Raw genomic sequence first — 24,833 nt, forward strand, 5'->3', positions numbered from 1 at the left:
GCCCCAACAGGCCGGCGATCATTTAGTGAACTCTCTAGTAGCGAAAAACAATTCCCCTATTCAGGGGGATAGTTCACAAAGAACAATCCGCCATTCCATCCTTAAATGACTTGTAAACGCCGGTAGAGACTAAAAAAAATCGTAAATCAGTTTGATATTTATTTGGAATCGGACCAAAATTTTTTAGTGTTATGTGTGAATTGTCACTTTTGAACGGAAATTTCGCTCGGCGAACTCAAGAGATTCTTGAAATTGCGCGCGTCCTCCCGTTTAAGCTTGGATACATTCGCAATTTTTCGTTTCTGGAGATGCCTCACGTGTCATGCGCAAACTGGATGTTCGCTTTCCGGCGTCTTCTCGCGCTCCGGGCACTGATCGCGCTTTTCGCTATTTGGCAAATCACACAATTCACTGGCCTGGCGGATGCTGGGCCACCCCCCGCCATGACCATCACACTGACCATTATCGCTCCAAATGGAACGACGCGCGTGCTCAGCAGCGATGACTTCACGAAGCTGCCGCAGAACAGCTTGCAAACCAACACGGCATGGACCGAAGGGCCGCAGAGTTTCGACGGCGTGCTGCTGCGCGATGTGCTGGCAACGGTGGGCGTTGACGGAACGGAAGCAGGCAGCCACTCGATCACGGTGCTTGCGCTTAACGATTACAGCATCAGCATTCCGCTGGAAGACGCCTATAAATACGACGTCCTCGTCGCGCACAAGATGAATGGCAAGGAGTTGAACCGGCGAGACAAGGGACCGTACTGGATCGTCTACCCGCGCGATCAGCATGAGGAACTGAACGATTCGCGCTATGATCACCGCTGGGCATGGCAGCTCAAGCAGATCGAGGTAAAATGAGATTAAAGCGGGGCTACATTCTTTCTGGCCTTGTCATGGTGGGGTTTGCGGCCCTGCTCGCTTATGCTTTCATTCAACTTCTCGTCATCCAGAAATCGCTCGCAACCTATGTCGGCGAAAACATGGTCTGGGCCATTACCCAGACCGAACGCGACGCCGGTCGTCTCGGCGAAACCGCGCTGACACTGCCAAGCGGCAACGCAAACACCGCTGACCTCTCGCTCCGTCTCGACGTTCTTTACAGCCGTTTTGCGCTTCTGGCCGATGCGCCGCAGAAGAAATATTTCGCCCGCATTCCGGACGGTGCCGAAACCATTCAGCGCAATGCCGACCGGCTTCCCGAAATCGAGGCGATGATCGATGCGGAACCTGATAAATTCGACCCGATTGCCATCTATGAAACACTGGTCCCCATGCGCGAGGAACTGAGCAAGGTCGCCAATGATGCGATGATCCTGGAGCGTGACCGCGGCGGCGCGCAGCGCGACCAGCAATTACAGTCGATCTATCTGATCATGTTCGCAGTGCTGGGTATCATGGCCACCGGCGCCATTCTGTCATGGCAGGTGTTTTCCAACATGCGCAAGGCCGAACGCGCTCACAAGGCGCTGCAGGAATACAAGCAGCAACTGGAACATACAGTTGCCGACCGTACCGCCGCCTTACGCGAGGCATTAGAGAGCGAGCGCAAGGCAAAGGAGCTCTACAAGAGCTTTATCACCACGGTGTCACACCAGTTCCGCACGCCTGTATCGATCATCGATATCATCGCCCAGCGTTTCATCCGTCGCGCCGACGAATTCACGCCCGAGATCATCGTTGACAAGGCCAAACGGATGCGGAACGCCAGCCGCCGCCTGATCCTGCTTCTGGAAAGCACCGCCAATGCGGAACGTCTCGATGAGAACGGATTTCAGATCAACCGGCAACCAGTCGATTTCTCGGAATTGGTTCGCAATACCTGCGCCTATCATCGGGAATTGCATCCGGAGCTGGAGCTTGTCACAAACATTCAGGACAGCGATACCTTCTGTTATTGCGACGGTATTCTAGTCGAACAGATTCTGGTCAACCTGCTTGGCAACGCCACCAAATATTCCCCGGCCAACAAGCCCGTCGAGGTGACCACCGAAGAAGACGAAAACGGGTTCAGATGCATCGTTCGTGATTACGGTATCGGCATACCGGCGGAGGATAAAGACCGCATATTCACGCGCTTTTTCCGGGCCAGCAACGCATCACATATGGCAGGCACCGGCCTTGGTCTCAGTCTGTCACGCGCCCTCGCCGAATTGCACGGCGGAACGCTTGTCTTCACTTCGATTGAAGGACAAGGTACGGTGTTCATTCTGACCCTACCAAAGGTGGCCCAGCATGCGACTACCTGAAATCCTCCCCTTGCCGACCGTCCTCTGCATTGAGGACGAGGCTCATATTCTGGAAGAACTGATCGATGAACTGGGTACTTCCGGTTTCAACGCTGTCGGCGCGGCCAATGCGATCGAGGCGATGCGCATACTGGACACGACGACGCCCGACATCATCATCTGCGATATATTGATGCCCGGCACCAATGGCCTGCAGTTTCTGGAACAGATTCGCGGCGCCCGCTCCGACCTGGCCGGAACACCATTTCTGTTCCTGACCGCTCTTGCCGACCGCAGCCATGAGTTGACAGGGAGGCAGGCAGGCGCTGACGATTATCTGACCAAGCCAATCGATTTCGACGTTCTCATCCTCACAATCCGCGCCCGGCTCAATCTGGTCGCTCGAGTGAAAGCCATATCCGCCCATTCGGCTGCGATGGAACCGGAAGGCGAATTCATCCATCTTTCGCGCCGGGAAACCGAAGTACTGAAAGAGATCGGGGATGGGCACAAGAATGGTGAAATTGCCCGCAAACTTGGACTGTCGGAACATACAGTCAGCGACTATGTAAAGGCCATTTATCAAAAGCTGAGCGTTTCTTCTCGCGCCGAGGCAACCCGTGAAGCAATAAGGCGCGGTTTGGTCGACATGAGATAAGCGAGCCAGTTCAAACATATTTGTTTGGGGATGACCGGCAATGATCTCGACAATCAGAAAGCCCCAAATTACGGTTTGATCATGGAGCAACCGGTTCGACGACGCGCTGTCTTCTTCATTGGCGGCTATGACCCAAAAACGCCCAACGCTTTTTTTGGGCGATTGAATAGAGAAATCAAGCGGTTCGAGGCACTCTGGGGCGTTCGTTCCGATGTTTCGAATGTTAGCATATCGCCTGATTGCGAGCTCGGCTTCGTATCGATCAAGACGGTTCCTGCCGATGACGATTGGAACACCGAAACAGACTTCAATTTTCTTGCACTGGACAAAATTGTGCTGGCGGATTTCGACCGCCCCCTGCCTGTCAGGCTGGCCAAATATCTTGTCGCTTTCGGCGATTTCGTCGTAACCGGCACAGCCTTTCGTTTCTTTGCTAAAGCCTGGCGCTTCGGGCTCTATTTCCTCTACCCGTTTCTTGTGCTCGCTTTGTTTGCAGCAGCAGGCTATGCCGTGGCGCGATGGACTGTGCAATGGCTGGGCGCCGTCAGCTGGCTCCTCGGTCTGGTGGTTTTTTCCGCAGCGCTCGCCGTTCTCGGCAAGCGGTGGTCAACCAACCATCTGATGGACCTATGGTCGTTTTCGCTCAATTTCATTCGGGGGCGGCGGCAGGACGCTGAATCCCTGATGCAGCGCTTTGCAGCCGGTATCGTCGAGCGCATCACCGCAAAACATTACGACGAAGTCATTCTGATCGGCCACAGCACCGGCGGCATGCTGATGCTGGACGTTGCCGCGCGCTGCCTTGCCATTGATCCCGATTTCAGCAGCCGTGCGCCCAACGTGACGATCCTCACGCTTGGGTCGACCGCACTCAAGGCCGGATACCATCCAGCAGGCAAGCATTTTCGAGAAGGCGTGCAACAACTGGTGGACGATGGCAAAATCGATTGGGTGGAAATCCAGTGCCTGACCGATGCGATCAATTTTTACAAAACCGATCCAGTAACCGAGATGGGCTTGAAGCGGGAGCCCCAGCGGCCGTTCCCTGTCACAAAAACCGTTCGGATAAAGGAAATGCTGCAGCCCGAAATCTACAAGCGTGTGAAGCGGAACCTTTTTCGTGTGCACTATCAATATGTATTCGGAAACACGAAGCCTTATTGGTATGATTTCTTTCAGATTTGCTGTGGGCCGATCTCGCTCCGGGCTCGAACAGATGACCGAATAATCGGTGCCCTGCCAAAGAAGGAAACTATTGCCGAATGACACCGACACTGGCCGCAATCGTCTGGGCTATTGGGCTTGTCGCCTGGGTCGTTATCCGCATTCCGCATCAGCGACGTGCGCGCAAGATCAAGGTTGCGAACAATGCAAAAACGCTGGCCGACAGGCTGGCGCTGGGTACAGCGAGCGTCGGCCTGTCGCTGATCCCGATTGTCTATGTCGCAACCGGCTTTCCTGCCTTTGCCGATTGTGCTTTCCAGCCATGGCTGGCCTGGATCGGTCTGATTGTCGAAATCGCTTTCCTCTGGCTTTTCTATGCAAGCCACCGCCAGTTGGGCAAGAACTGGTCCGTCTCGCTTGAAATCCGCCGCGAGCACAAGCTGGTGACCGACGGGCTTTACAAATATGTCCGTCATCCGATGTATTTGTCGTTCTGGCTGTGGGCGATTGCGCAGTTTTGCCTGCTGCCGAACTGGTTTGCCGGTCTGGCTGGCCTTGTCGGCGTTGCTATCCTTTATTTCTATCGGGTCGATCACGAGGAGGCGATGATGCGCACGACATTCGGCGCATCCTATGACGAATATGCAAGCCGGACCGGACGCGTCATTCCAAAAATCAAGTTCTAGTGATTTGGCTGAAACGGATCGGCGCTCTAGATACCTGTGCCATATATCGCGTTCGAAACGCCATTTCATCGTTCTCGGACGTGCTCCAACAGGTAATCGAAGATGAATTCAAAGCCGAATAGTTTGCGTTCGAAACCCCTGACCCGCCGCAGCCTGCTGCTTACCGGAGCTGCGCTTGCGCTCTATGGTAGCACCAGGGTACAGGCGGCACCCAAAACGCCCTCCAGAAGCTCGCCGCAAGCCGATGTCTATCTTCTGCGCGGTTTCGGGGACGTCTTCTCCACCGGTATCGACGAAATCGGCAAACAGTTGCAGGCCAACGGTGTCGACGCGCGTGTCGAAGGGCATCAGGCCTGGCGTTTCGTGCTGAACCAGATACTCGCCGACCAGCAGAAGAACCCACGCGCGCCTGTCATTCTTATCGGCCATTCGCTCGGCGCCAATGCCGTCATCGACATTGCAACCGCGCTTGAAAAGAAGGGCATTCAGGTCACTTATATGGCCACCTTTGCCGCCACGGCGCCAGCCCCTCTGCCCGGCAATATCCGGCGTGTCGTGAACTTCTATTTCAGGCAACACGGCTGGGGTCTGCCGCTGACCGCCGGCCCGCGTTTCAAGGGCAACCTCGACAATCGCGACTTCTCAGGCATGAAGGATATCGGCCATTTCAACATCGAGAAGCAGCGCCCGCTTCAGGACGAAGTGGTTCGTAATGTGCTGAGCATCGTACGCTCAAAATGACCTGAAAAGCCGACTGGCGGAAGAGAATGGGAGTCGAACCCACCAAAGACCGTCTATCGGCCCCTCCCGGATTTGAAGTCCGGACATGCCACCGGGCATGCATCCCTTCCAAATATTGAGTTCATTATATAGTTTCTTTCACGACAGCGGCCTTGAGTGGCGTTTAGCCGCCCAATTTCTACCATTTCCATTTTTCATCTTTGCTAGCGCATTACTGATCATGCCGTCAATCAGTGCAGTAGCATTGGCCTGTATGCCCTCTGCGTGGCTTTCTAATATGATGGGAGCACGAGGGCCTGAAAGAAACGACAAGTGGCTTGATCGCGTATTGGCTGAGCTGGCGCAGGACAAGAAAATATAGCAGTCATTCGTTGGGTAGTCCGCTAGGTTCAACTTTCTTGAACTCAATGGTGTAGCCAAGACGAAAGAGAACCAGAGCGCAATATCGAAGGGAAGGGTTTACGCCTTCCATAAAAAGCTGACTTACGCGTGATCGCGACACACCGAGCATATTTGCTAGATCTGAATGTGACATGCCTCGCTCCTCGAGAGCTGATCTGAGAGTATCTTGAAATGCAATTACATGATCTTCAGAAACGTACTTCTCTACGTCATCCCAACGTTTCATTATTCTATTCATCGCTCGCCCCCTCAATCCCCGTTGATGCGAGAAGCAGTCTAGGGCTGGTCTGTTAACTTTGCATGTTGGAAATCTCGACGGTATTCCTTGGTGAGTTGTTAAAAAAGGAGCCCCTCAGCGTGATCGCACGGGGTCGGAAGTCATATGTCATCGGCACCTCGAGAAGTTCGAGCTTGTAAAGACCTAACGTTCAACGTTCATTCAACCAGTAGAAGCTTCTCATGACTTGGATGTAGGTGGGTTTGTAAGCCCTGTTGAACTTAACTGTGTGGTTTTGCAGTCGAACAGCGATTTTGTGAGATCCAAATTCTGCAAAGCGCGTTGAAGTGTTTTTACCATTGAACGGCTCGCGCAATTTGAGATACCGAATGGCATTCTCGACTTCTGAGCTTTTCATGATCCCCTGTCCGTGGGTAACCCCAACAAATAATGGCCTGACGCACCTAGCGAATATCGGCGCGGCGCTTGGCATACGTACTGGGCAAGCTTCCAGATCGGCAAGTCAAGCCTGCAAGGCTTCCTTATACTCGTGTCATAAGCATTTTTAGGCCACTCATTAATCAGGCAGCGCGCGGCTGTCGATGTGTCTGGCACAACCTGATATTCTCAGTCTGCCGGTTTCCCCAAGCCATTTTCTCCTCCATAAGAAAATGCATTGTCGAGGGACGAACTAGGTAGGGCTGCGGCAAAATTCGTAGCTAAGCGAGTGTCTGGCGCGAGGTGATATCAGTGCAGCATGCGAGATGGCGCTCGCCAAAATTTTTCCGCGTCATGCAAACAGATCGTACTCAGCAAGAACGCAGAAACCGTTGTGTGCCAAGCCGTTAGTGTTAGCTGCGAGAATGGAGCGGACACCGTGGGGTCGCTGGAATCTCTGATGCGCCAAACAAATGGATAGTTCGCTGAGAGAAGCGTTTTGATAGTAACGAGCTTTGTTCTCTGTTAATCTTGCCCGTCACTGGATGATGCAGGTTCCCGGCCAGTCGCTGCACTGCCGGTTGGCGCAGCCACCAACGGCGGCTAGAACGAGCAAAAGGCAGATTGTAGTCGACAGAGATTTCATTTTGTTCCTCCGATCTGTGGTGCTTCCCCTTGCGCGAAATCGCCGAACAAGTCCAGCTTGCGGCGGTTCAGGCGACGTATGTCTCCGCGTCTTATCGTGACACTGTTGCGATCGAAGAATTCCAGTATCTGGATCGCCACCTTGCGACCACTATCCACCCGGTCGCGAAACCGCGCCGCAATGAACCAGCCACTATCAAATGCCGCATCCATATCCGACAGGATGCCGATCATTTCAGCAATCGTCCCCCGCAGAAAAAAATGGTCGTGCGCCACTTCATGCACCCGGCCCATACGCCCGGAAAGCTTGAGCAGGCGGCGAATATCTTCCTCCCGCTCATCAAGCAGACCCGCAATATCGCGCACGCGCGGCGGACGAAAACGAGCCTCACCGCCAAGCAGAGGTGCGATACGCTGCCAGAGCGCCTCGTCGGCATCGCTCATCGTCACTTCATGATCACGCAGGCGAAGCCAGGCACCATCCAGTCTCAGCAGGTCCGCCTCGACCAGCGCAGCGATGGCAGCGCGAAAGGCGGGCGCTGGCAGGCGCGGTTTCAACAACAACCGCAGCCGTTCGACACCCATGCCGATCAGGTCTGGATTTTCGTCATGGAAGGTGGCCAGTAGCGCCAGAATATCGTCACGCAGAGCGTCCCATCGTTCCGGCAATAACAACAGCACGGAATTTGCCTGCGGGAGCATCACGGCATCAAGCGCTTGTGCCAAACCTTGCGGGTCGTCCGCCAGCGCGCGGTCGCGCAGGAATGCCGTCGCATCAAGATAGTAAGGTTCAGCAGCCAGCAGTGCGCGTGCCGATTCTACCGGGTCGTCAATGGAATGGGCGTCAAGCTCTGCCATGCGCTCCGGACTGCGGCGCTTGCGTTGCGGCGGGCGCAGATCGAGAAAACGTCCGCCGCCAATGGTGCGTTGTGCGGACACATCGCGGATGACGAAGCGGTCTCCGACTGCAGCCGAGAAAGGACGATCCAGCACCAGTTGCACCCGATCTTCGGTGCCCGGCTGGAGCTCTTCATCCCGCAAAAGCACGATGCGGGCACCGACCTCCGTCGAGGCATGATGCAGGCGAACCGGGAACCACTGACCGATCGGCTTTTTTTCCGAGGAGAGGATTTGCAATAATGCATCGATGCGGTCCGTCGGACGATGAAGGCTTGGCAGCACCAGCATATCGCCGCGATGTATCGCCTCTTTCGATATGCCGTCACCTGCCAGATTGAGCGCGCAGCGATCACCCGCCTGCGCTATTTCGCTTGGCTGGTTCTGCGCTTGAATGGTGCGGATACGCGCCTCCTTGCCAGACGGGCTGATGACCAGATGATCGCCAATGGCGGCCTTGCCGGACAGCACCGTGCCCGTGACCACTGTGCCAGCGCCCTTGAGCGTGAAGGAGCGGTCCACCGCAAGACGAAAGCGTCCGTTTGTCCGCCGCTCACCGAATGCATGCGCTTGCACTTCCAGCAGCGCCTTCAGATCGTCGATCCCGGCACCCGACACGGTGGAGACCGCCAGCACGGGAATGTCGGCAAGTCCCGTCAGCGCCAGTTCATTGCTGATAGCGGTTTCAACTTCAACAAGACGGTCAGGTTCGACAAGATCGGATTTGGTGATGACGGCGATGCCACGCCGGATACCGAGCAGGTTGACGATTGCCAGATGTTCGCGCGTTTGCGGCATGATCCCGTCATCGGCAGCGACAACCAGCATGACGAAATCGATGCTCGCCGCACCGGCAAGCATCGTATGCACGAATTTTTCATGCCCCGGCACGTCAACAAAGCCGAGTATGTCCTTTTCGTCGCCGGACAAGGGCAGATAGGCAAAGCCGAGATCGATGGAAATGCCCCGCGCCTTTTCCTCCTTCAGCCGGTCCGTGTCGACCTGTGTAAGGGCGCGCACCAGCGAGGTCTTTCCATGATCGATATGCCCCGCCGTTCCGACGATCATGGCTTTTCGTTCAGCGCATTGCGCGCTGCCTCGATGAAAGGAGCGGCAAGCGTGCTGCCGCCCGCCTCAGCGCGCAGCAGATGTTCGTAAGCCGACGAAGGATCGCGTTCCACACCCATGCCAAGATGCAGCGCCGCGCCGAGCATGGCTTCGCCATCCGGATCGCCCGCAGCGGACGCATTCCGCCACCAGCAAACGGCCTGAGAGGGATCGCGCGGCACCCCGAGAGCATTATGATAAATCATGCCAAGCCGCGTCATGGCTGCGGCTATGCCGCCTTCCGCCGCCTTCAACGCCCATTCACGCGCCTCAACCGGGTCGGCGGTCATTACCTCCCCTTCCATGAGCATCCAGCTCAGCATGTCCTGTGCCTGCGGGTCCCCTTGTTCTGCGGCAAGCCGGTACAGCCTTGCAGCTTCCGGATAGTCGGCTTCGATATCTTCGCCCTTGAACAGCAGCGAAGCCAGATTGCGTTGGCCGGAAGCATCGCCGGCCGCGGCTGAAAGGACCAGCCAGCGTTGCGCAAGGACGACATCTTTCTCAACGCCCATGCCGCCCGCAAAGCAGGCGCCGATATTGTTCTGCGCGCGGGCATTGCCTGCACGCGCCAGCGGCTCCCAGATGGAAAGCGCCGCTGCGTAATCACCCGCCTTTGCAGCGACAAGCGCCTTTTCCAGCGCTTGAGCTGTCGTATCCGGCTTGGGCTTGCGGGTGAAAAGATCAGCGAGCCGCATAGGATGACAGGTTCCGAACAAAACTGGTCTCGTCATCAAGGCAGCGCAGATCGAGCACGAGTGCACCCTTTTCGATCCGCCCGATGACCGGCAAAGGCAGCGCACGCAATGAACCGCCGAGCGCTGTCAGCACGGAGCCGCTACCGTCTTTAGGCACAATCGACAATCCCGCGCTTGGAACGGTCGAGAGCGGCAATGCGCCAGAACCGATCTGGCTGGCGCAATCTGTCACCGCCACAATGAAAGCCGGGCCGAGTATTCTCTCCAGCCCCGGCTTGAGCCGTGTCGCCTGCGCGGCAATTTCGGTCTGCGGACGCGCCAGATAGCGAATAGTCGGCAGCTTTTCAGAAAGTCGTTCCGGATTACGATAAAGTTTCAACGTCGCTTCAAGTGCTGCGAGCCTGATTTTGTCCACCCGCAAAGCACGCTTCATCGGGTTCTTGTTAATACGGGCAATCAGATCGCGTCGCCCGACAATGAAGCCCGCCTGTGGTCCACCGAGAAGCTTATCGCCGGAAAAGGTGACGATATCTGCACCTTCGGCGACCGCTTCGCGCACTGTCGGCTCGTGTGCGAGACCGAAGGAAGTCAGATCGGCAAGTGTGCCGGAGCCAAGGTCATTGACCAGCGGCACGCCTTTGGCCTGCGCAATAGCGGCCAGTTCCGCCGCTGAGACTTCCCGCGTAAAGCCTTCAATCCGATAGTTTGACGTGTGGACCTTCAGTACCAACCCTGTATCGGGGTTGATTGCACTCTCGTAGTCACGCGGATGGGTGCGGTTGGTGGTGCCCACTTCGACAAGTCGCGTACCGGCGCGGGTCATGATATCCGGCATGCGGAATGCGCCGCCGATCTCGATCAGTTCGCCGCGCGATACAATGGCCTCCCTACCTGCAGCAAGGCTGTTCAGCACCAGAAGTACAGCAGCAGCATTGTTGTTGACGACGGTGGCATCTTCCGCTCCCGTCAGCTCACAGACAAGCGCCCGCAGAAGATCATCGCGCTCGCCACGCCCACCCGATGACAGGTCAAATTCGAGCGAAACCGCCTGCCGCATGGCTTGTGTGGCAGCCTCGACGGCGGCTTCGGCAAGAATGGCTCGCCCCAGATTGGTGTGCAGGACAGTTCCGGTCAGATTGAACAGCGGACGCAGGCTCGATCGCCCTGACGCTTCAAGCAAATGGAGAACCCGCTCAGCCAAATGCGTGTTACTGGAGAGCGAGGCGCCGGATTTCACCGCCTCGCGCTCGTCGCTCAAAACCTTGCGAATAGCCTCAGTCACCGACGCACGGCCAAAACTCTCCAATGCCCCGGAAAGCTCCGCCATTTGCAGGATGGCATCCACGGACGGCAGGTGGCGCAGCGGAGACTTGATCTGGTCCATGCTTCCTCACAGTCCGGCAAGAAGCGGCGAGAAGCCACCTCGCCTGTAAGGCGTCTCGCGCATCAATATATCAAGGCCGAGGCTCGCAATATCGTCGGTCATAGGATCGGCATCCGCCGATAGCTGCTGATAGATGATCTTAACCCAGCGCTGGCATTCATCGCAGGTTTCAGCCTTGATAATGCCGCCACCTTCCTCGACTTCCTTGTAGCCGATACCCTTTGTCGAGCCGCAGCACACACATTTGACCCGGACATAGTGCCAGAGCGTGTTGCAGACGGAACAGGAGCAGAAACGCGCGCCATGCGCACCGTGCCAGCCCACGACCATCGAGCTTGACGGAATGCTGCCGCAAGTCGGGCAGACGCCATCGGCAACGGGTTTCAGCGACTTCGAGTCAAGCGCCGCTGCAAGCCGCGTGAAATGGAGCTGCAAGCCTGCCCAGACATAGATATGTTCAGCAATTGCTTCCGGCGGCAGAATACCGGCGAAAACTGCCTCGATCATTCGGCGACGCGCACCCGCATCGCTGTTCGCCACACGTTCCAACGCATCGGCGGCATCTTGCGGTTTGGCGATCGTGCGGGCGTGCTCGAACAGCCGGTCGAAGACAGTCCCTAGTGCTGGTTCTGATATGGCATCCGCACGATCGATCGCCGGCATGCCGAAATCCCGTCCCCGGTCGTCGCCGTGTCGCGCGGCGACAGGACCGAGACCAGCCGCTATTTCAGACTGTGCCTCGCTCAGGTCGGCAATGAACTCCAGATAAGGTTTCAGCGGGCTGACCGAACCCAGAAAACGCAGACGCTCTGCTCTTCTGGCAAAAAGCGCGCCGGGGTCCGGCAATTGCACGAAGGGTGGGGCCGATATTTCGCCGATGACCGTCGGGTCCGGCACCAGATCTTTCTTGCCTGCCATGTCACTCCTCACGAACCCAACGGGTCACGTAAACCACGGAATATTATTACCCTCTAGGACGTCGAGTAAGTTCAGGCGGCAGGCTTGCTGCCGCCCTGCTTCACTTTCTGCTTCGATGTCAGTTCGCGCAACCACTTGCGGTGATGTCGCCATGCCCAGCCGCCGGTAACCGTGCCGCGTGTCATCGCATTGATCGTGCCCTTGACCCAGATCGCGGCATAGACGTGCACGATCCAGACACAGATCGCCGCCACCGCCGCCATGGAATGGACAAGCAGGGCCCAACGCTGCTGATTGATGCTGGTATAGGAGCCAAAATATTCGTTCCAGATCATCACGCCGGAAACAATCAGGATGATGATCAGCAAGGACATGGACCAGAAAACGAGCTTCTGACCGGCATTATATTTGCCGACTTCAGGCAGCTTTTCCTCATTGCCGGAAATCACGTCATTGGCATGTGCGAGCCATTGGCTGTCTTCGCGCTTCCACAGATTGGCGCTCCAGAAACGCACGAAAAGCCCCAGAAAGCTGAAGAACAGCACCACGCCAATCCATGGATGGATGGCGCGTGTCCATTGTCCGCCGCCGAACAGGCCCGACAGAAAAAACAGCGATGGGTGGAACATCGCAAGGCCGGACAGGGCCAGCAGCACGAGACTGATGGCGGTGATCCAGTGGTTGATGCGTGCGCCACCGGAATAGCGATGCACCTTGACGGGCTTACCGAGTTCTATCCCGTCACCGCGTTCAACATCGTCAAAGTCGGTCTTGCTCATGAGCTTTTCTCTCCCGTGAGCTTTTCGGCCTGTTCCTCGTCATGCTCTGTCACGACGTTCGGACCCTTGAAGATATAATGCAGCAGACCTGCTGCCGCAGCCAGCCCCATTGCGGCCATGCCTGCATATTTGGACACACCCTTCCACGCTTCGACAACCGGGCTGATGCGCGGATTGTTCGGCAGGTTGGCGTAGATTTCCGGCTTGTCGGCGTGCTGCAGCACATACATGACATGCGTGCCGCCAACGCCCGGCGGATCGTAGAGCCCGGCATTTTCGAAGCCGCGCGATTTCAGATCCTTGATGCGGCCATCGGCCCATTCCTTCATCTCGTCCTTGGTACCATAGACGATGGCTTGTGTCGGGCAGGCCTTGGCACAGGCCGGTCCCTGTCCCACCGCAATGCGGTCGGAGCAGAGCGTGCACTTATAGGCCTTGTGGGTTACTTCCGAAACACGCGGAATGTTGAACGGGCACCCCTTGATGCAATAGCCGCAGCCGATACAGTTATCGTGGATGAAATCGACGATACCGTTGGAATATTGCACGATTGCGCCTGGCGCCGGACATGCCTTGAGGCAGCCGGGGTCTTCGCAATGCATACAGCCATCCTTGCGGATCAGCCATTCCAGATTGCCGGTGTCGGGATTGTCCCACTCGGTAAAGCGCATCAGCGTGAATGTATTCGGTGTCAGGTCGTGCGGATTGTCATAGACACCCACATTGATGCCAACCTCCTCATGCGTGTCGTTCCATTCGGCGCAGGCCGACTGGCAGGCCTTGCAGCCGATGCATTTCGACACATCGATGAGCTTTGCCACCTCGGTCTGGCGCTTGGCAGGCGGCGTCACATTCGACGCCGACCGCCTGATCAGGTCCTTGTCACCGAAACGCGGCTGTTGCGGCTGGACGCTAGGATTGGGAACGGGTGGAAACATCTCTAGTCCCTCCTAAGCTACAGGCGCGCTTGAGCGCTCGATATTGACCAGAAACGCCTTGAACTCCGGCGTTTCAATGTTCGCGTCGCCGACGAAAGGTGTCAGCGAGTTCGGACCGAAGCCCTTGCGGGCGGCCCCCATGAAGCCCCAATGGAGCGGGATGCCGACCACATGCACCGTCTTGCCGTCGCAGATGAGCGGCTTGATGCGCTTGGTCACCACGGCCTTGGCCTTGACCGAGCCGCGCTTCGACCACACCCGCACCCAGTCGCCCTTGGCAATGCCCTTTTCCTTCGCCAGCTCTTCCGAGATTTCCACGAAGAATTCCGGCTGCAGAACGGCATTCACTGTGACGTGCTTCGTCCAGTAGTGGAAATGCTCGGTCAGGCGGTAGGAAGTCGCCGCATAGGGGAATTCCTCCGAGGCCGTTTCCGCGAACTGCTTGAAGTCGTCGTTGAAGACGCGTGCCACCGGATTGCCCCGAACCTTCGGCGCGATCACATTGGCGACAGGCGATTCAAACGGCTCGTAATGGGCCGGGAACGGACCGTCACGCATCATGCCGCGGCTGAACAGGCGCGAAGAGCCTTCCGCATTCATGATGAACGGACCGACCTCGTTCGGCTTGGCGGTCGGCGCGATGTCCGGCACGTCATAGCCCGTCCATTTCGAACCGTCCCATTCGATGAGCTTGCGGCTCGGGTCCCACGGCTTGCCGTTGAGGTCGGCGGAGGCGCGGTTATAGAGAATGCGACGGTTTGCAGGCCACGACCAAGACCAGTTGAGATAGGCGCCTGTCTCGTCCGGATCATGGTTGTCGCGGCGAGCCATATTGTTGCCAGCCTCGGTGAAGCAACCGGAATAAATCCAGCATCCCGATGCCGTCGAACCGTCGTCGCGCAATGCCGCAAAGCCGGACAGAAGTTTGCCAGCCTCGGCAACCACCTTGGTCGGATCGGTTGGATCGGTCACCGTGCCAATCGCACGACCGTTCAGTTCCTTGGCCAGTTCTTCAGCCGTCGGTTCGCCCTCATCCTTGTAATCCCACACGAGATTGAGGATCGGATCGGGGAAAGCACCGCCTTCCTTACGATAAAGCTCCTTCAGCCGCAGATATATCTGCGCCATGATCCAGTTATCGGTCTTCGCGTCGCCGGGCGGTGTAGCACCAGGCCAGTGCCATTGCAGCCAGCGTCCGGAATTGGTGAGCGAACCCTCATCCTCTGCAAAGCAGGTGGAGGGCAGCTGGAACACTTCCGTCTGGATGGAAGCCGAATCCACATCGTTGAATTCACCGTGGTTTTCCCAGAAACGAGAGGTTTCCGTTTCCAGCGGGTCCATCGTCACGAGGAATTTCAGCTTCGACAAAGCATCGGTCAGCTTCTTGCGGTTCGGCACCGCCATCAGCGGATTGAAGCCCTGACAGACATAGCCGTTGACCTTGCCTTCATACATCATGTCGAAGATACGAAGCATGTCGTAATTCGGCACGTCCAGCTTCGGCAGCCAGTCATAGACGAAGTCGTTTTCGACAGTTGCGGCACTACCCCACATCGCCTTCTGGAAACTGACGAAGAACTTGCGATAGTTCTGCCAGTAGCTCGTCTGGTTCGGGCGCAGCGGCTTGAAACCGCGTGTCGACATATAGATTTCGAGATCGGTTTCCTTTTCAACCGGGATATTCATATAGCCCGGCAGAAGATTGGACATCAGACCGATATCGGTCAGCCCCTGAATGTTGGAGTGACCGCGCAGCGCATTCATGCCGCCGCCACGCACGCCGATATTGCCGAGGATCAGCTGCAGCATCGCCATGCAGCGAATATTCTGCGACCCCTTGGAATGCTGCGTCCAGCCGAGCGCATACATCGACGTCATCGTCTTGTCGGGCGCCGAGCATTCGGACATCATCTCGGCCACTTTCAGGAATTTCTCCTTCGGCGTGCCGCAGATGCGTTCCACCATTTCCGGCGTGAAGATCGAAACATGCTGCTTCAGCAGATTCCACACACAACGGGGGTTCTGCAGCGTATCGTCGACGACCGCATAGCCGTCATCGCCGATCACATAGTCCCAGCTCGAGCGGTCATAATCCCGCTTTTCCTCGTCATAGCCGGTAAACAGCCCGTCCTTATATTCGAAGCCATCCTTGATGATGTAGCTGGCATTGGTGAAATGCTTCACATAATCCCACTGCACCTTGTCATTCTGGATGCAGTAATTGATGACGCCGAGCAGGAAGGCGATATCCGAGCCCTGCCGGATAGGCGCGTAGAAATCCGCCACGGAAGCCGTGCGCGTGAATCGCGGATCGACGACGATCAGCCGGGCACCGCGGTTGGCCTTGGCCTCCGTCACCCATTTGAAGCCGCAAGGATGCGCTTCCGCCGCATTGCCGCCCATGACAACGACAAGATCGGTGTTCTTGATATCGGTCCAGGAGTTGGTCATTGCTCCGCGGCCAAATGTTGGGGCGAGACTCGCCACCGTCGGGCCGTGTCAGACGCGTGCCTGGTTATCGAATGCAACTATGCCTGTGCTGCGCACCACCTTGTAGGTGAGAAACGCCGTTTCGTTGGTGGTTGCCGAAGCCGCAAGGAAGCCTGTCGAGGTCCAGCGGTTGACCGTTGTGCCCGCCGCGTTCTTCGCGATGAAGTTGGCGTCGCGGTCGTCTTTCAGATGCCGCGCGATGCGGTCAAGCGCATCTTCCCAGGCAATCTGCTTGAACTCGGACGAACCCGGTTCGCGTACCTGCGGATATTGCAGGCGAGTCTTCGCCTTGACGAAATCCTTCAGTGCCGCGCCCTTGGGGCAAAGCGTGCCGCGATTGGTCGGGTGATCCGTATCGCCTTCAACGTGGATCAGCTCGGCCTTTTCGCCTTTCCTGACATCACCCTTGGAATAAAGAATAATACCGCAGGCGACCGAGCAGTAAGGGCAGGTATTTCGGGTTTCGGCCGTGTTGGTCAACTTGAATGGGCGAATGGATTCGGCATAGGCGCTTTCCACTGCACCAAAACCGAAGGACCCAAGCGCCGAAGCCGCCACTACCGCCCCCGTTCCGCCCAGAAACTGGCGGCGTGAGAGCTCCACATTCATTGCGCTGCACCTCCCTGATCGTCAGAAGAAAAACGCCGAAGCATATTCTTCTTTAAATTGGACTTGCCTGACATCAGTTCACCGCAATAAAACCAAGTTGTCAACCGAACAGCAGGCTAAAAAAATTAACAATAAGGTGCATTTATCAATAACATGACTTTAATTGTCAGGTATTAATACATGCACCTCATCACAAGAATGACTTGAAAACGCGCTGGCTGATTGACGTTCCTGTGTAAAAACGCCAGACTGCTTTTGTGGCTTCTTATATTGCTCCCGAGTTTCGGGGCCTGAATTTTGAGTGGCTCTTGCCTCGCGTCGGCTTGTTTAACCCGGTGCGACGGTGTTGTGCGGCCCTCATCTCAGGCTCGCTTCAATCGGGCAAAGCCGCGTCCAGATTTCCTGCAATCATTGCATACCTGCCGTTTTCCGGACCGAGGGCGGGAGGAACGATTTTTCTCGCGCAATTGCAAAAAGAACAATTCAAAGCAAAAAGGGGATCGTCATGAACCGTCGGGAACTTCTTAAATCCGGTGCGGCTTGCGCGGCTTTCAGCATGCTGCCGAATTTTGCATCTGCAGCCGGTAACACATTCGCACCGCAACCGTCGGGCTGGCGCAGCTTCGAGATTACCACCAACATCACGCCCGCCGCTTCGGGGGAAGTCATTCGTGTCTGGGTTCCGATGGCCGGGTTCAATGGCAATGACTGGAACCGTCCCGAAGGCAATCGCTGGACGACAAACGCCAAGGTCGCGCGGCTCGATCGCGATCCGGCCAGCGGCACCGGCTTGCTTTACCTCGAATGGGACGCAAACGAAGCGAAACCGCAAGCCGAAGTCATCAGCCTCATCTCCACCCGAGACCGTGCAAGCAATCTCGATGCGTCAGCAAAGGCCGTGCCGCTGACCCGTGCCGAACGCGAACGCTATCTGGCCGGGACACGCCTTGCACCCGTTGATGGTATCGTCAAACAGACCTCCGACAAGATCATTGCGGGTGCCGCCACCGATCAGGAAAAGGCGCGCCTCATCTATGACTGGGTCGTCGCCAACACCTACCGGCGCGCCTCGACACGAGGCTGTGGCGACGGCAATATCGTCGCCATGCTCGACAGCGGCGATCTCGGCGGCAAATGCGCCGACCTCAATCCGCTGTTCGTCGCTCTGGTCAGGGCGGCGGGAATTCCGGCCCGCGACCTTTATGGCGTGCGCGTTGCGCCTTCCGCCTTCGGTTACAAGAGCCTTGGCGCGAAGAACGAAGTCATCACCAAGGCCCAGCACTGCCGCGCCGAAATCTATCTTGACGGCATTGGCTGGGTCGCAACCGATCCGGCGGATGTGCGCAAGGTGATGCTGGAAGAGGAAAAGGATGGCCTGACCGCCGACGATCCACGTGTCGCAGCCGTGCGGCAAAAGCTTTTCGGTTCATGGGAAGGCAACTGGATCGCCTTCAATGATGGCAGCGATATCGCCTTGCCTTCTGCTCATGGCCCGGAACTCGGTTTCCTGATGTATCCGCAGGCCGAAGTTGCCAGCGCCCGTCTGGATTGTCTCGATGCGGATGCTTTCCGCTACACGATGACCGCGCGCGAAATAACAATTTAGCTTGAGGAAATAGCATGGATATCGCATCGCCTATTCGTCTCAGCACACTTGCCCATGGCGGCGGCTGTGGCTGCAAGCTTGCTCCCGCCGTCCTGCAGGATCTGCTGGCCGACCAACCGACCATGCAGCCTTTCAGCCAGCTTCTCGTCGGAACGGAAACCGGCGACGATGCCGCCGTCTGGCAGCTCGATGACGAAAACTGCGTGATCGCCACCACCGACTTCTTCATGCCGATGGTGGACGATCCGTTCGATTTCGGATGCATCGCAGCCACCAACGCGATATCCGACGTTTATGCCATGGGCGGAACACCGATCATGGCGCTGGCGATCCTCGGCATGCCGGTGAACAAGATGCCCGCCGAAATGATCCGCGAAATCCTGAAAGGCGGCTCCAGCATCTGCGCTGAAGCTGGCATTCCGGTCGCGGGCGGACATTCCATCGACGCGCCGGAGCCGATCTACGGATTGGCCGTCATCGGCACCTGCAAGCTTTCCAGCCTGCGCAAGAACAGCGGCGCACGTCCCGGAGACACGTTGATCCTGACCAAGGCAATCGGCGTCGGTATTTATTCCGCTGCCTTCAAGAAGCAGGAACTCGACAGCGCCGGTTACGATGAAATGATGGCGTCCGTCACCTTGCTGAACCGGGTTGGCGCCGAGCTAGGCAAGGATGACGCCGTCCACGCAGTCACCGACGTCACCGGCTTTGGCATTCTCGGACATGCACTCGAAATGGCGCGCGGTTCGAATGCAGGTATCAGCCTCGACTATGCTGCGCTGCCGTTGCTCAAGCACGCCGAAAAGTTGACGCAAGGCGGTTTCGTGACCGGAGCCTCCACCCGCAACTGGGCAAGCTATCGACATGATGTGCAGCTGCCAGACGATTATCCGCTCTGGAAACAGCAATTGCTGACCGACCCGCAGACCTCCGGCGGGCTACTGATATCCTGCGCACCGGAGGAAGCCGAAAGGCTTTTGAACAGCATCCGCGGCGCCGGTTATCCATCTGCCCGCATCGTCGGAAAGGTGACAGACGATGCAGGCCGCGTGACGGTGACAGGATAGGAATTGTTGAGTCGGCTCATCAACAGCTCGCTTGCCGTTTGGGCCTTTCTTCTCTGGAAATCGCCGCCATGAGGCGATAAAGGCAACAGGATAATATTTTCCAGAGGGACATCATGGGCTATTTTCCAAGTTGGCGTTTGACATCAAACGCCGTCGTGCTTCCTGACGAGCGCCTGCCAGCCGCCGCCGCCATACCGATGGGCGTGCAGCATCTTCTCGCAATGTCGGGCTCGACCATCGTCGCTCCGCTGCTGATGGGTTTCGATCCCAATGTGGCCGTTTTCTTCTCCGGTATCGGCACGCTTCTGTTCTTCGTGCTGACGGCAGGTCGTGTGCCAAGCTATCTCGGCTCGTCCTTCGCATTCATCGCGGTCGTGATCGCCGCAACCGGCTATAGCGGTTCCGGCCCCAATCCCAATATCGCCATCGCGCTCGGCGGCATCATTGCCTGCGGCGCGCTCTATGCCCTTATCGGCCTTGTAGTCATGGCCATCGGCACAGGCTGGGTCGAACGACTGATGCCTCCAGTCGTCACCGGCGCCATCGGCGTTTCCATCGGCCTCAACCTTGCGCCGGTCGCCGTCGGCCAGTTGAAAGGAAGCGGCACGCATATAACCATCGCGCTGCTCACTGTTCTCTGCATGGCGATGATCGCAGCCTATGGACCGCGTGGAACCAAGCGCCTGTCGGTGCTCTTCGCACTGCTGTTCGGCTATCTTCTGGTCCTGATCCTCGGCAACGGTCTCGGCATCGTGCCCGGCATCGATTTCACCGCCGTCAACAATGCAGCCTGGTTCGGCCTGCCGCATTTCACCACGCCGGAATTCAACTGGCAGGCGATCACCCTCATCGCGCCGGTCGCCGTCGTTCTGGTGGCTGAAAATCTCGGTCATATCAAAGCACTCGGCTCCATCACCGGCCAGAACATGGATCGCTACATCGGTCGCGGCTTCCTCGGTGATGGCATCGCGACCATGATTTCCGGCTCAGGCGGCGGCACCGGCGTCACCACCTATGCCGAAAATATCGGCGTCATGGCGATGACCAAAGTTTATTCGACACTGATCTTCGTCATTGCGGCCGTCATGGCACTGATCCTCGGCATGTCGCCGAAATTCGGCGCGATCCTGCAGACCATCCCTGCCCCGGTTCTGGCGGGTCTTGCCGTTTCAGTGTTCGGCCTGATCGCCTCGGCAATGGCCCGCATCTGGATCGTCAACAAGGTGGACTTCGCGGATTCCCGCAACCTCTTCACCGCTGGCGTGGCACTGATTTTCGGCGCTGGCGACTTCACGCTGAAGATCGGCGATTTCGCTCTTGGCGGTATTGCCACCTCAACGCTTGCAGCCTTGGTCTTCTACCAGCTGCTCGGCATTGGTCGCAGCGAGAAACCTGCGGCATAAGACAAAGGGGAGCGGGCACTCGTCCCGCTCCTTCCATGCCGAAGCAGCTCATACTTGATCGACATCAATTACTGTATTTTTATATTCGTCTATGTCTGTGAACGAAGATCATCCGGATGAGACGGGCTCATGTTATCAGACCTTTTCGAACACAACCGGCAATGGGCAGCGGAAAAGCGCCAGGAAGACCCTGAATATTTCAGCCGGCTGTCATCGATGCAGCGTCCGGAATATCTCTGGATCGGGTGTTCGGACAGCCGTGTTCCGGCCAATGTTGTCACCGGATTGCAGCCGGGCGAAGTCTTCGTACACCGCAATGTCGCCAACCTCGTCCATCGCGCCGATCTGAACCTTCTGTCAGTGCTTGAGTTTGCCGTCGAGGTGTTGGAGATCAAGCACATCATCGTCTGCGGCCATTACGGATGCGGTGGCGTGCGTGCTGCCATGGCCGGATATGGCCACGGCATCATCGACAACTGGCTCCAGCCGGTTCGCGATATTGCGCAGGCAAACGAGCAGGAGCTGGACGGTTTTGCTGATCCCGAAGAACGTCTGAACCGGCTTTGCGAGCTGACCGTCGCCTCGCAGGTGGAAAGCCTGTCGCGCACGCCGGTTCTGCAATCGGCCTGGAAACAGAACAAGGATATCGTCGTGCATGGCTGGATTTACGGCCTCAAAGATGGCCTGTTGCGCGACCTCGAATGCGATTGCACGAAAAGCGTGCTGCATTTTTCGTGTCAGCCAGCGGGATAATCCGCAAGGAGCTTTTCGGCCCTGACACGCATGTCCGATCCGAGCTCGGTCGAACGTCGCGCAATTTTGTCGAAACAAACCGTAGTCGTCTCGTTGACCGCGCGCAGTTCGCCGTCAAGCGATCCCACCATCATCTGGCGAAAGGTGATCGACGAGCGCCCGACTTTCAGCACATGCGAACGGATCGTCAGCAGGTCTCCGGCTGGCACTTCCTGCTTGTATTCGGTTGTCGCGCGCACATCTGCCCAGCCAAAGCTGTCATCGGGAATTTTCCCAGCGATATGGCCCAAAAGCTGAAAGCTCGCATCATCGAACATCCCGGCATAATGCCGGACATTCATGTGCCCCATGACATCGCACACCCACGGATGCGCGACGCCAACAAAGGTAACAAGACCACTCATCGCGCCACCGATTGATAGCCACCAAGGAAAGCCGTGAGGTTATCGCCCAGCGCATCGCAAAGGTAGCCACCTTCCTGCACGATAACGGTTGGCAGCCGAAGCTTCGCGATTGCTTCGGCAATCCGGCCGAAACCGCCAGTGGTGACCGACAATCCGCCAAACGGATCGCCTTCAAACGGATCAAGGCCAAGCGCCACCACCAGCGCATCCGGCGCAAAGGCTTCGATACGGCGGAAGGCCGTGTCGAGTGACGCAAGGAATTCGGCATCGCCGGATTTGCGCGGTAGTGGCAGGTTGAGATTGTAACCAAGCCCCGCACCCTCGCCGCGCTCATCGGCATGGCCCCAGAAAAATGGATAGAAGCGCACCGGATCGGCATGGATCGAGACTGTCAGTACGTCGGGACGGGCATAGAATATCCCCTGCGTCCCGTTGCCATGATGCAGATCGACGTCGAGGATTGCCACGCGCTCCGCTTTCGAGCGCAGGCGCTGGGCTGCGACCGCTGAATTGTTGACGAAGCAGAAACCGCCTGCCACATCGGCAAAGGCATGATGCCCCGGCGGACGGCAAAGCGCATAGGCCGCGACCTCGCCTGCAAGCACCGCATCGGCGGCATCGACCGCGCTCCATGCGCTCCAGCACACGCTTTCCCATGTATGTTCAGCAATCGGGCACGCCGTATCGGCCATGTGATAGCCAACCTGCCCCACGGCAGACGCCGGATAACGGCCGTCACGCCCCAGCGGGTGGATGTTCGGGATCACCTCTTCCGAAGCCTCCTCGATGCGCCGCCAACGGGCATAAATGTGCTGCAGGAATTCAAGATATTCCGGCGTATGCACGGCTGCAATCGGGCCCAGACCATGATTTTGCGGACGGATGATTTCGTAGCCTGCGGCCTTCGCACCGGCGAGCAGGCGCTCAACACGCTCCGGCTGTTCGGGGTTAGGCTGCGGCGCACCGCTGGAAAGAAAGGCTTTCGGGTCGTGATGCTTCTGCTCAACGGCGTAAAAGGCTTTCATGATTACTCCCTGATTTGATTGATGCGCGCCAGACGGGCGAAATCATCGCCATAGGCACCGTGATCGCGGTCGGCTTCAATCCAGCCGATACCCAGCCGGTCATAAAATCTTTGCGCTGCGACATTGTCCCGGTCCACGGCCAGCCGCAGATAGACACCGCCGCGCGCCATCGACCAGGAGGCGACATGACGCAAAAGCATCTCGCCGATCCCCTTGCCGCGAAAGGTTTCGTCGACATAGAGGTCCTGCACGTAGACGCCGGGTTTGCCCAACCATGTCGAGAAGATCGGGAAGAACAGGGCAAGACCGGCAAACCTATCGTCCACCTCGGCGATCAGACTGGTGAAAGCCGCATAGGGACCAAAACCATAACAGCGGAAATCCTCAACCGTGCTGGAGATTTTTCCCGCAGCGCCAAGTCCTGCGCCCATCGTGCAGATTGCTGCGTGAATCTGTTCGGCATCGGCAAGTTCGCCAAGCCGAACCACGACGCCGGTTTTACTGTCCAACACGATCTTCGGCATCAGAGCATTTCCTGTTTTGATTGAATCATTGGAAACTCTCGATCCTTTTGTTTTACGCATGTCTTTACCCCGAAACCGGTTCCCACTTTCGGGAGACATGCTCTAGAACGCCACCCTGTCTCCACCTTTGAGACCCAGATATTCACGCGCCTCGTCAGGCGTTGCAACGTCCAGCGACAGGCCGTCGAGGATGCTGCGGATGCGCCGCACCTGATCGGCATTGCTTTTGGCAAGCTGACCGCGCCCGTCATAAAGGCTGTCTTCCAGCCCGACGCGGACATTGCCGCCCATCGCCGCCGCCATGGTAATCATCGGAATCTGGTGCCGTCCTGCCGCCAGCACGGAGAAGGAATAGTCGTCCCCGAACAGCTTGTCGGCGATGCGCTTCATATGCATGAGATTGTCCGGATCGGCCCCGATACCACCCAGAACCCCGAAGACGAACTGGATGAACAGATGGCCGGACACCAGCCCCCGGTCGCGGAAATGCGCCAGCGAATAGAGATGGCCGACATCATAGCATTCAAACTCGAAGCGCGTGCCGCAGCCTTGGCCGAGACTGGTCAGAATGCCTTCCATATCCGCGAAAGTGTTCTTGAAGATCGAATGGCGCGTGGCTTCCAGCAGTTCCGGCTCCCACGCATGCTTCCATTCACGCGGTTTGTCGAGTGCCGGGAACAGCGCGAAATTCATCGAGCCCATATTGAGCGAACACATTTCCGGTTGCGCCTTAAGCGGCGCCGCCAGCCGGTCTTCCAGTGTCATCAGCGACGAGCCGCCGGTAGAAATATTCACCACCGCCGCGGTCGATTGCTTGATGCGCGGCAGGAACTGCATGAACAGGTCCGGGTTGGCGGACGGCCTGCCGTCGCGTGGATCGCGGGCGTGAAGATGCAGGATGGATGCGCCCGCTTCCGCCGCCGCAATGGCTTCGCTCGCAATCTCGTCGGGCGTCACCGGCAGATGCGGCGACATGGAGGGCGTATGGACGGAGCCTGTCACCGCGCAGGTGATGATCACCTTGCGACGCGTCTTCTTCTTGTCGGTCATGAT

General features: G+C 57.4%; 22 protein-coding genes and 1 tRNA gene. 10 read left to right on the forward strand and 13 right to left on the reverse strand.

Translation table 11 applies throughout. The features are described from left to right. Positions 1 to 443: 443 nt before the first annotated feature. From LJ361_RS09210 to LJ361_RS09235, 6 genes are all read left to right on the forward strand, one after another. Positions 444 to 863 carry a molybdopterin-dependent oxidoreductase gene (locus tag LJ361_RS09210; RefSeq protein ID WP_235916881.1) on the forward strand — a complete coding sequence of 140 codons (420 nt, stop codon included), beginning with the start codon at positions 444 to 446 and terminating at the stop codon, positions 861 to 863. After that, complete coding sequence (locus tag LJ361_RS09215) at positions 860 to 2,251, forward strand: sensor histidine kinase (protein WP_071630376.1); 1,392 nt, start codon at positions 860 to 862, stop codon at positions 2,249 to 2,251. The genes LJ361_RS09210 and LJ361_RS09215 overlap by 4 nt, the downstream gene beginning before the upstream one ends. Then, positions 2,238 to 2,888 carry a response regulator transcription factor gene (locus LJ361_RS09220; RefSeq protein ID WP_151614582.1) on the forward strand — a complete coding sequence of 217 codons (651 nt, stop codon included), beginning with the start codon at positions 2,238 to 2,240 and terminating at the stop codon, positions 2,886 to 2,888. Before LJ361_RS09215 ends, LJ361_RS09220 begins: the two co-directional genes overlap by 14 nt. Before the next feature lie 81 nt (positions 2,889 to 2,969). Further along, positions 2,970 to 4,154: an alpha/beta fold hydrolase gene (locus tag LJ361_RS09225; RefSeq protein ID WP_151614610.1), complete on the forward strand. Its 1,185-nt coding sequence runs from the start codon at positions 2,970 to 2,972 to the stop codon at positions 4,152 to 4,154. Beyond that, on the forward strand, positions 4,151 to 4,738 hold the full coding sequence (locus LJ361_RS09230; protein WP_151614581.1) for a protein-S-isoprenylcysteine O-methyltransferase: 588 nt from the start codon (positions 4,151 to 4,153) through the stop codon (positions 4,736 to 4,738). Before LJ361_RS09225 ends, LJ361_RS09230 begins: the two co-directional genes overlap by 4 nt. Before the next feature lie 102 nt (positions 4,739 to 4,840). Beyond that, positions 4,841 to 5,479 (forward strand): lipase, encoded by a 639-nt coding sequence (locus LJ361_RS09235; protein WP_413775045.1) that lies wholly within the window; start codon positions 4,841 to 4,843, stop codon positions 5,477 to 5,479. 14 nt (positions 5,480 to 5,493) lie between these two features. Here LJ361_RS09235 and LJ361_RS09240 read toward each other — a convergent pair. The 9 genes from LJ361_RS09240 to fdnG all read right to left on the reverse strand — a co-directional run bounded on the left by LJ361_RS09240 (position 5,494) and on the right by fdnG (position 16,998). Further along, positions 5,494 to 5,589, reverse strand: a tRNA-Sec gene (locus LJ361_RS09240). 254 nt (positions 5,590 to 5,843) lie between these two features. After that, complete coding sequence (locus LJ361_RS23580) at positions 5,844 to 6,119, reverse strand: helix-turn-helix domain-containing protein (protein WP_080692070.1); 276 nt, start codon at positions 6,117 to 6,119, stop codon at positions 5,844 to 5,846. A 1,059-nt stretch (positions 6,120 to 7,178) separates the two neighbouring features. Further along, positions 7,179 to 9,146 carry a selenocysteine-specific translation elongation factor gene (selB, locus tag LJ361_RS09245; protein WP_151614580.1) on the reverse strand — a complete coding sequence of 656 codons (1,968 nt, stop codon included), beginning with the start codon at positions 9,144 to 9,146 and terminating at the stop codon, positions 7,179 to 7,181. Then, on the reverse strand, positions 9,143 to 9,880 hold the full coding sequence (locus tag LJ361_RS09250) for a tetratricopeptide repeat protein (protein ID WP_036587110.1): 738 nt from the start codon (positions 9,878 to 9,880) through the stop codon (positions 9,143 to 9,145). Before LJ361_RS09250 ends, selB begins: the two co-directional genes overlap by 4 nt. Next, positions 9,867 to 11,264 carry an L-seryl-tRNA(Sec) selenium transferase gene (selA, locus tag LJ361_RS09255; protein WP_264813386.1) on the reverse strand — a complete coding sequence of 466 codons (1,398 nt, stop codon included), beginning with the start codon at positions 11,262 to 11,264 and terminating at the stop codon, positions 9,867 to 9,869. The genes LJ361_RS09250 and selA overlap by 14 nt, the downstream gene beginning before the upstream one ends. Before the next feature lie 6 nt (positions 11,265 to 11,270). After that, on the reverse strand, positions 11,271 to 12,182 hold the full coding sequence (gene fdhE, locus LJ361_RS09260; RefSeq protein ID WP_036587106.1) for a formate dehydrogenase accessory protein FdhE: 912 nt from the start codon (positions 12,180 to 12,182) through the stop codon (positions 11,271 to 11,273). A gap of 71 nt (positions 12,183 to 12,253) precedes the next feature. Continuing rightward, complete coding sequence (locus LJ361_RS09265; protein ID WP_010660825.1) at positions 12,254 to 12,961, reverse strand: formate dehydrogenase subunit gamma; 708 nt, start codon at positions 12,959 to 12,961, stop codon at positions 12,254 to 12,256. Then, positions 12,958 to 13,899, reverse strand: a complete 942-nt coding sequence (gene fdxH / locus LJ361_RS09270) for a formate dehydrogenase subunit beta (protein ID WP_151614578.1) — start codon at positions 13,897 to 13,899, stop codon at positions 12,958 to 12,960. The genes LJ361_RS09265 and fdxH overlap by 4 nt, the downstream gene beginning before the upstream one ends. Before the next feature lie 12 nt (positions 13,900 to 13,911). Next, positions 13,912 to 16,998 carry a formate dehydrogenase-N subunit alpha gene (fdnG, locus tag LJ361_RS09275; RefSeq protein ID WP_080728145.1) on the reverse strand — a complete coding sequence of 1,029 codons (3,087 nt, stop codon included), beginning with the start codon at positions 16,996 to 16,998 and terminating at the stop codon, positions 13,912 to 13,914. Between the two features lie 505 nt (positions 16,999 to 17,503). On the opposite strand from fdnG, the gene LJ361_RS09280 reads away from it, so the two are divergent. From LJ361_RS09280 to can, 4 genes are all read left to right on the forward strand, one after another. Further along, positions 17,504 to 18,604 carry a transglutaminase-like domain-containing protein gene (locus LJ361_RS09280; RefSeq protein WP_151614577.1) on the forward strand — a complete coding sequence of 367 codons (1,101 nt, stop codon included), beginning with the start codon at positions 17,504 to 17,506 and terminating at the stop codon, positions 18,602 to 18,604. 14 nt (positions 18,605 to 18,618) lie between these two features. Then, positions 18,619 to 19,671, forward strand: a complete 1,053-nt coding sequence (gene selD, locus LJ361_RS09285) for a selenide, water dikinase SelD (protein ID WP_036587103.1) — start codon at positions 18,619 to 18,621, stop codon at positions 19,669 to 19,671. Between the two features lie 113 nt (positions 19,672 to 19,784). Continuing rightward, positions 19,785 to 21,074 (forward strand): solute carrier family 23 protein, encoded by a 1,290-nt coding sequence (locus tag LJ361_RS09290; protein ID WP_036587102.1) that lies wholly within the window; start codon positions 19,785 to 19,787, stop codon positions 21,072 to 21,074. Between the two features lie 129 nt (positions 21,075 to 21,203). Beyond that, entirely contained in the window at positions 21,204 to 21,827 is a 624-nt protein-coding gene (gene can, locus LJ361_RS09295; protein ID WP_029928196.1) for a carbonate dehydratase, read from the forward strand. On the opposite strand, the gene LJ361_RS09300 is transcribed toward can, so the two are convergent. The 4 genes from LJ361_RS09300 to LJ361_RS09315 all read right to left on the reverse strand — a co-directional run bounded on the left by LJ361_RS09300 (position 21,812) and on the right by LJ361_RS09315 (position 24,830). Beyond that, positions 21,812 to 22,231 (reverse strand): acyl-CoA thioesterase, encoded by a 420-nt coding sequence (locus LJ361_RS09300; protein WP_029928198.1) that lies wholly within the window; start codon positions 22,229 to 22,231, stop codon positions 21,812 to 21,814. The two genes, can and LJ361_RS09300, sit on opposite strands and share 16 nt — an antisense overlap. Further along, complete coding sequence (locus LJ361_RS09305) at positions 22,228 to 23,256, reverse strand: histone deacetylase family protein (RefSeq protein ID WP_209418663.1); 1,029 nt, start codon at positions 23,254 to 23,256, stop codon at positions 22,228 to 22,230. Before LJ361_RS09305 ends, LJ361_RS09300 begins: the two co-directional genes overlap by 4 nt. A gap of 2 nt (positions 23,257 to 23,258) precedes the next feature. After that, complete coding sequence (locus tag LJ361_RS09310) at positions 23,259 to 23,780, reverse strand: GNAT family N-acetyltransferase (protein WP_151607074.1); 522 nt, start codon at positions 23,778 to 23,780, stop codon at positions 23,259 to 23,261. Between the two features lie 102 nt (positions 23,781 to 23,882). Then, a complete protein-coding gene (locus LJ361_RS09315; RefSeq protein WP_010660814.1) occupies positions 23,883 to 24,830 on the reverse strand; it encodes a 3-keto-5-aminohexanoate cleavage protein in 948 nt (315 codons plus the stop codon). Positions 24,831 to 24,833: the final 3 nt, after the last annotated feature.

The sequence above is a fragment of the Brucella sp. JSBI001 genome (genome assembly GCF_026014005.1).
GTDB classification, from domain to species: Bacteria; Pseudomonadota; Alphaproteobacteria; order Rhizobiales; family Rhizobiaceae; genus Brucella; species Brucella anthropi.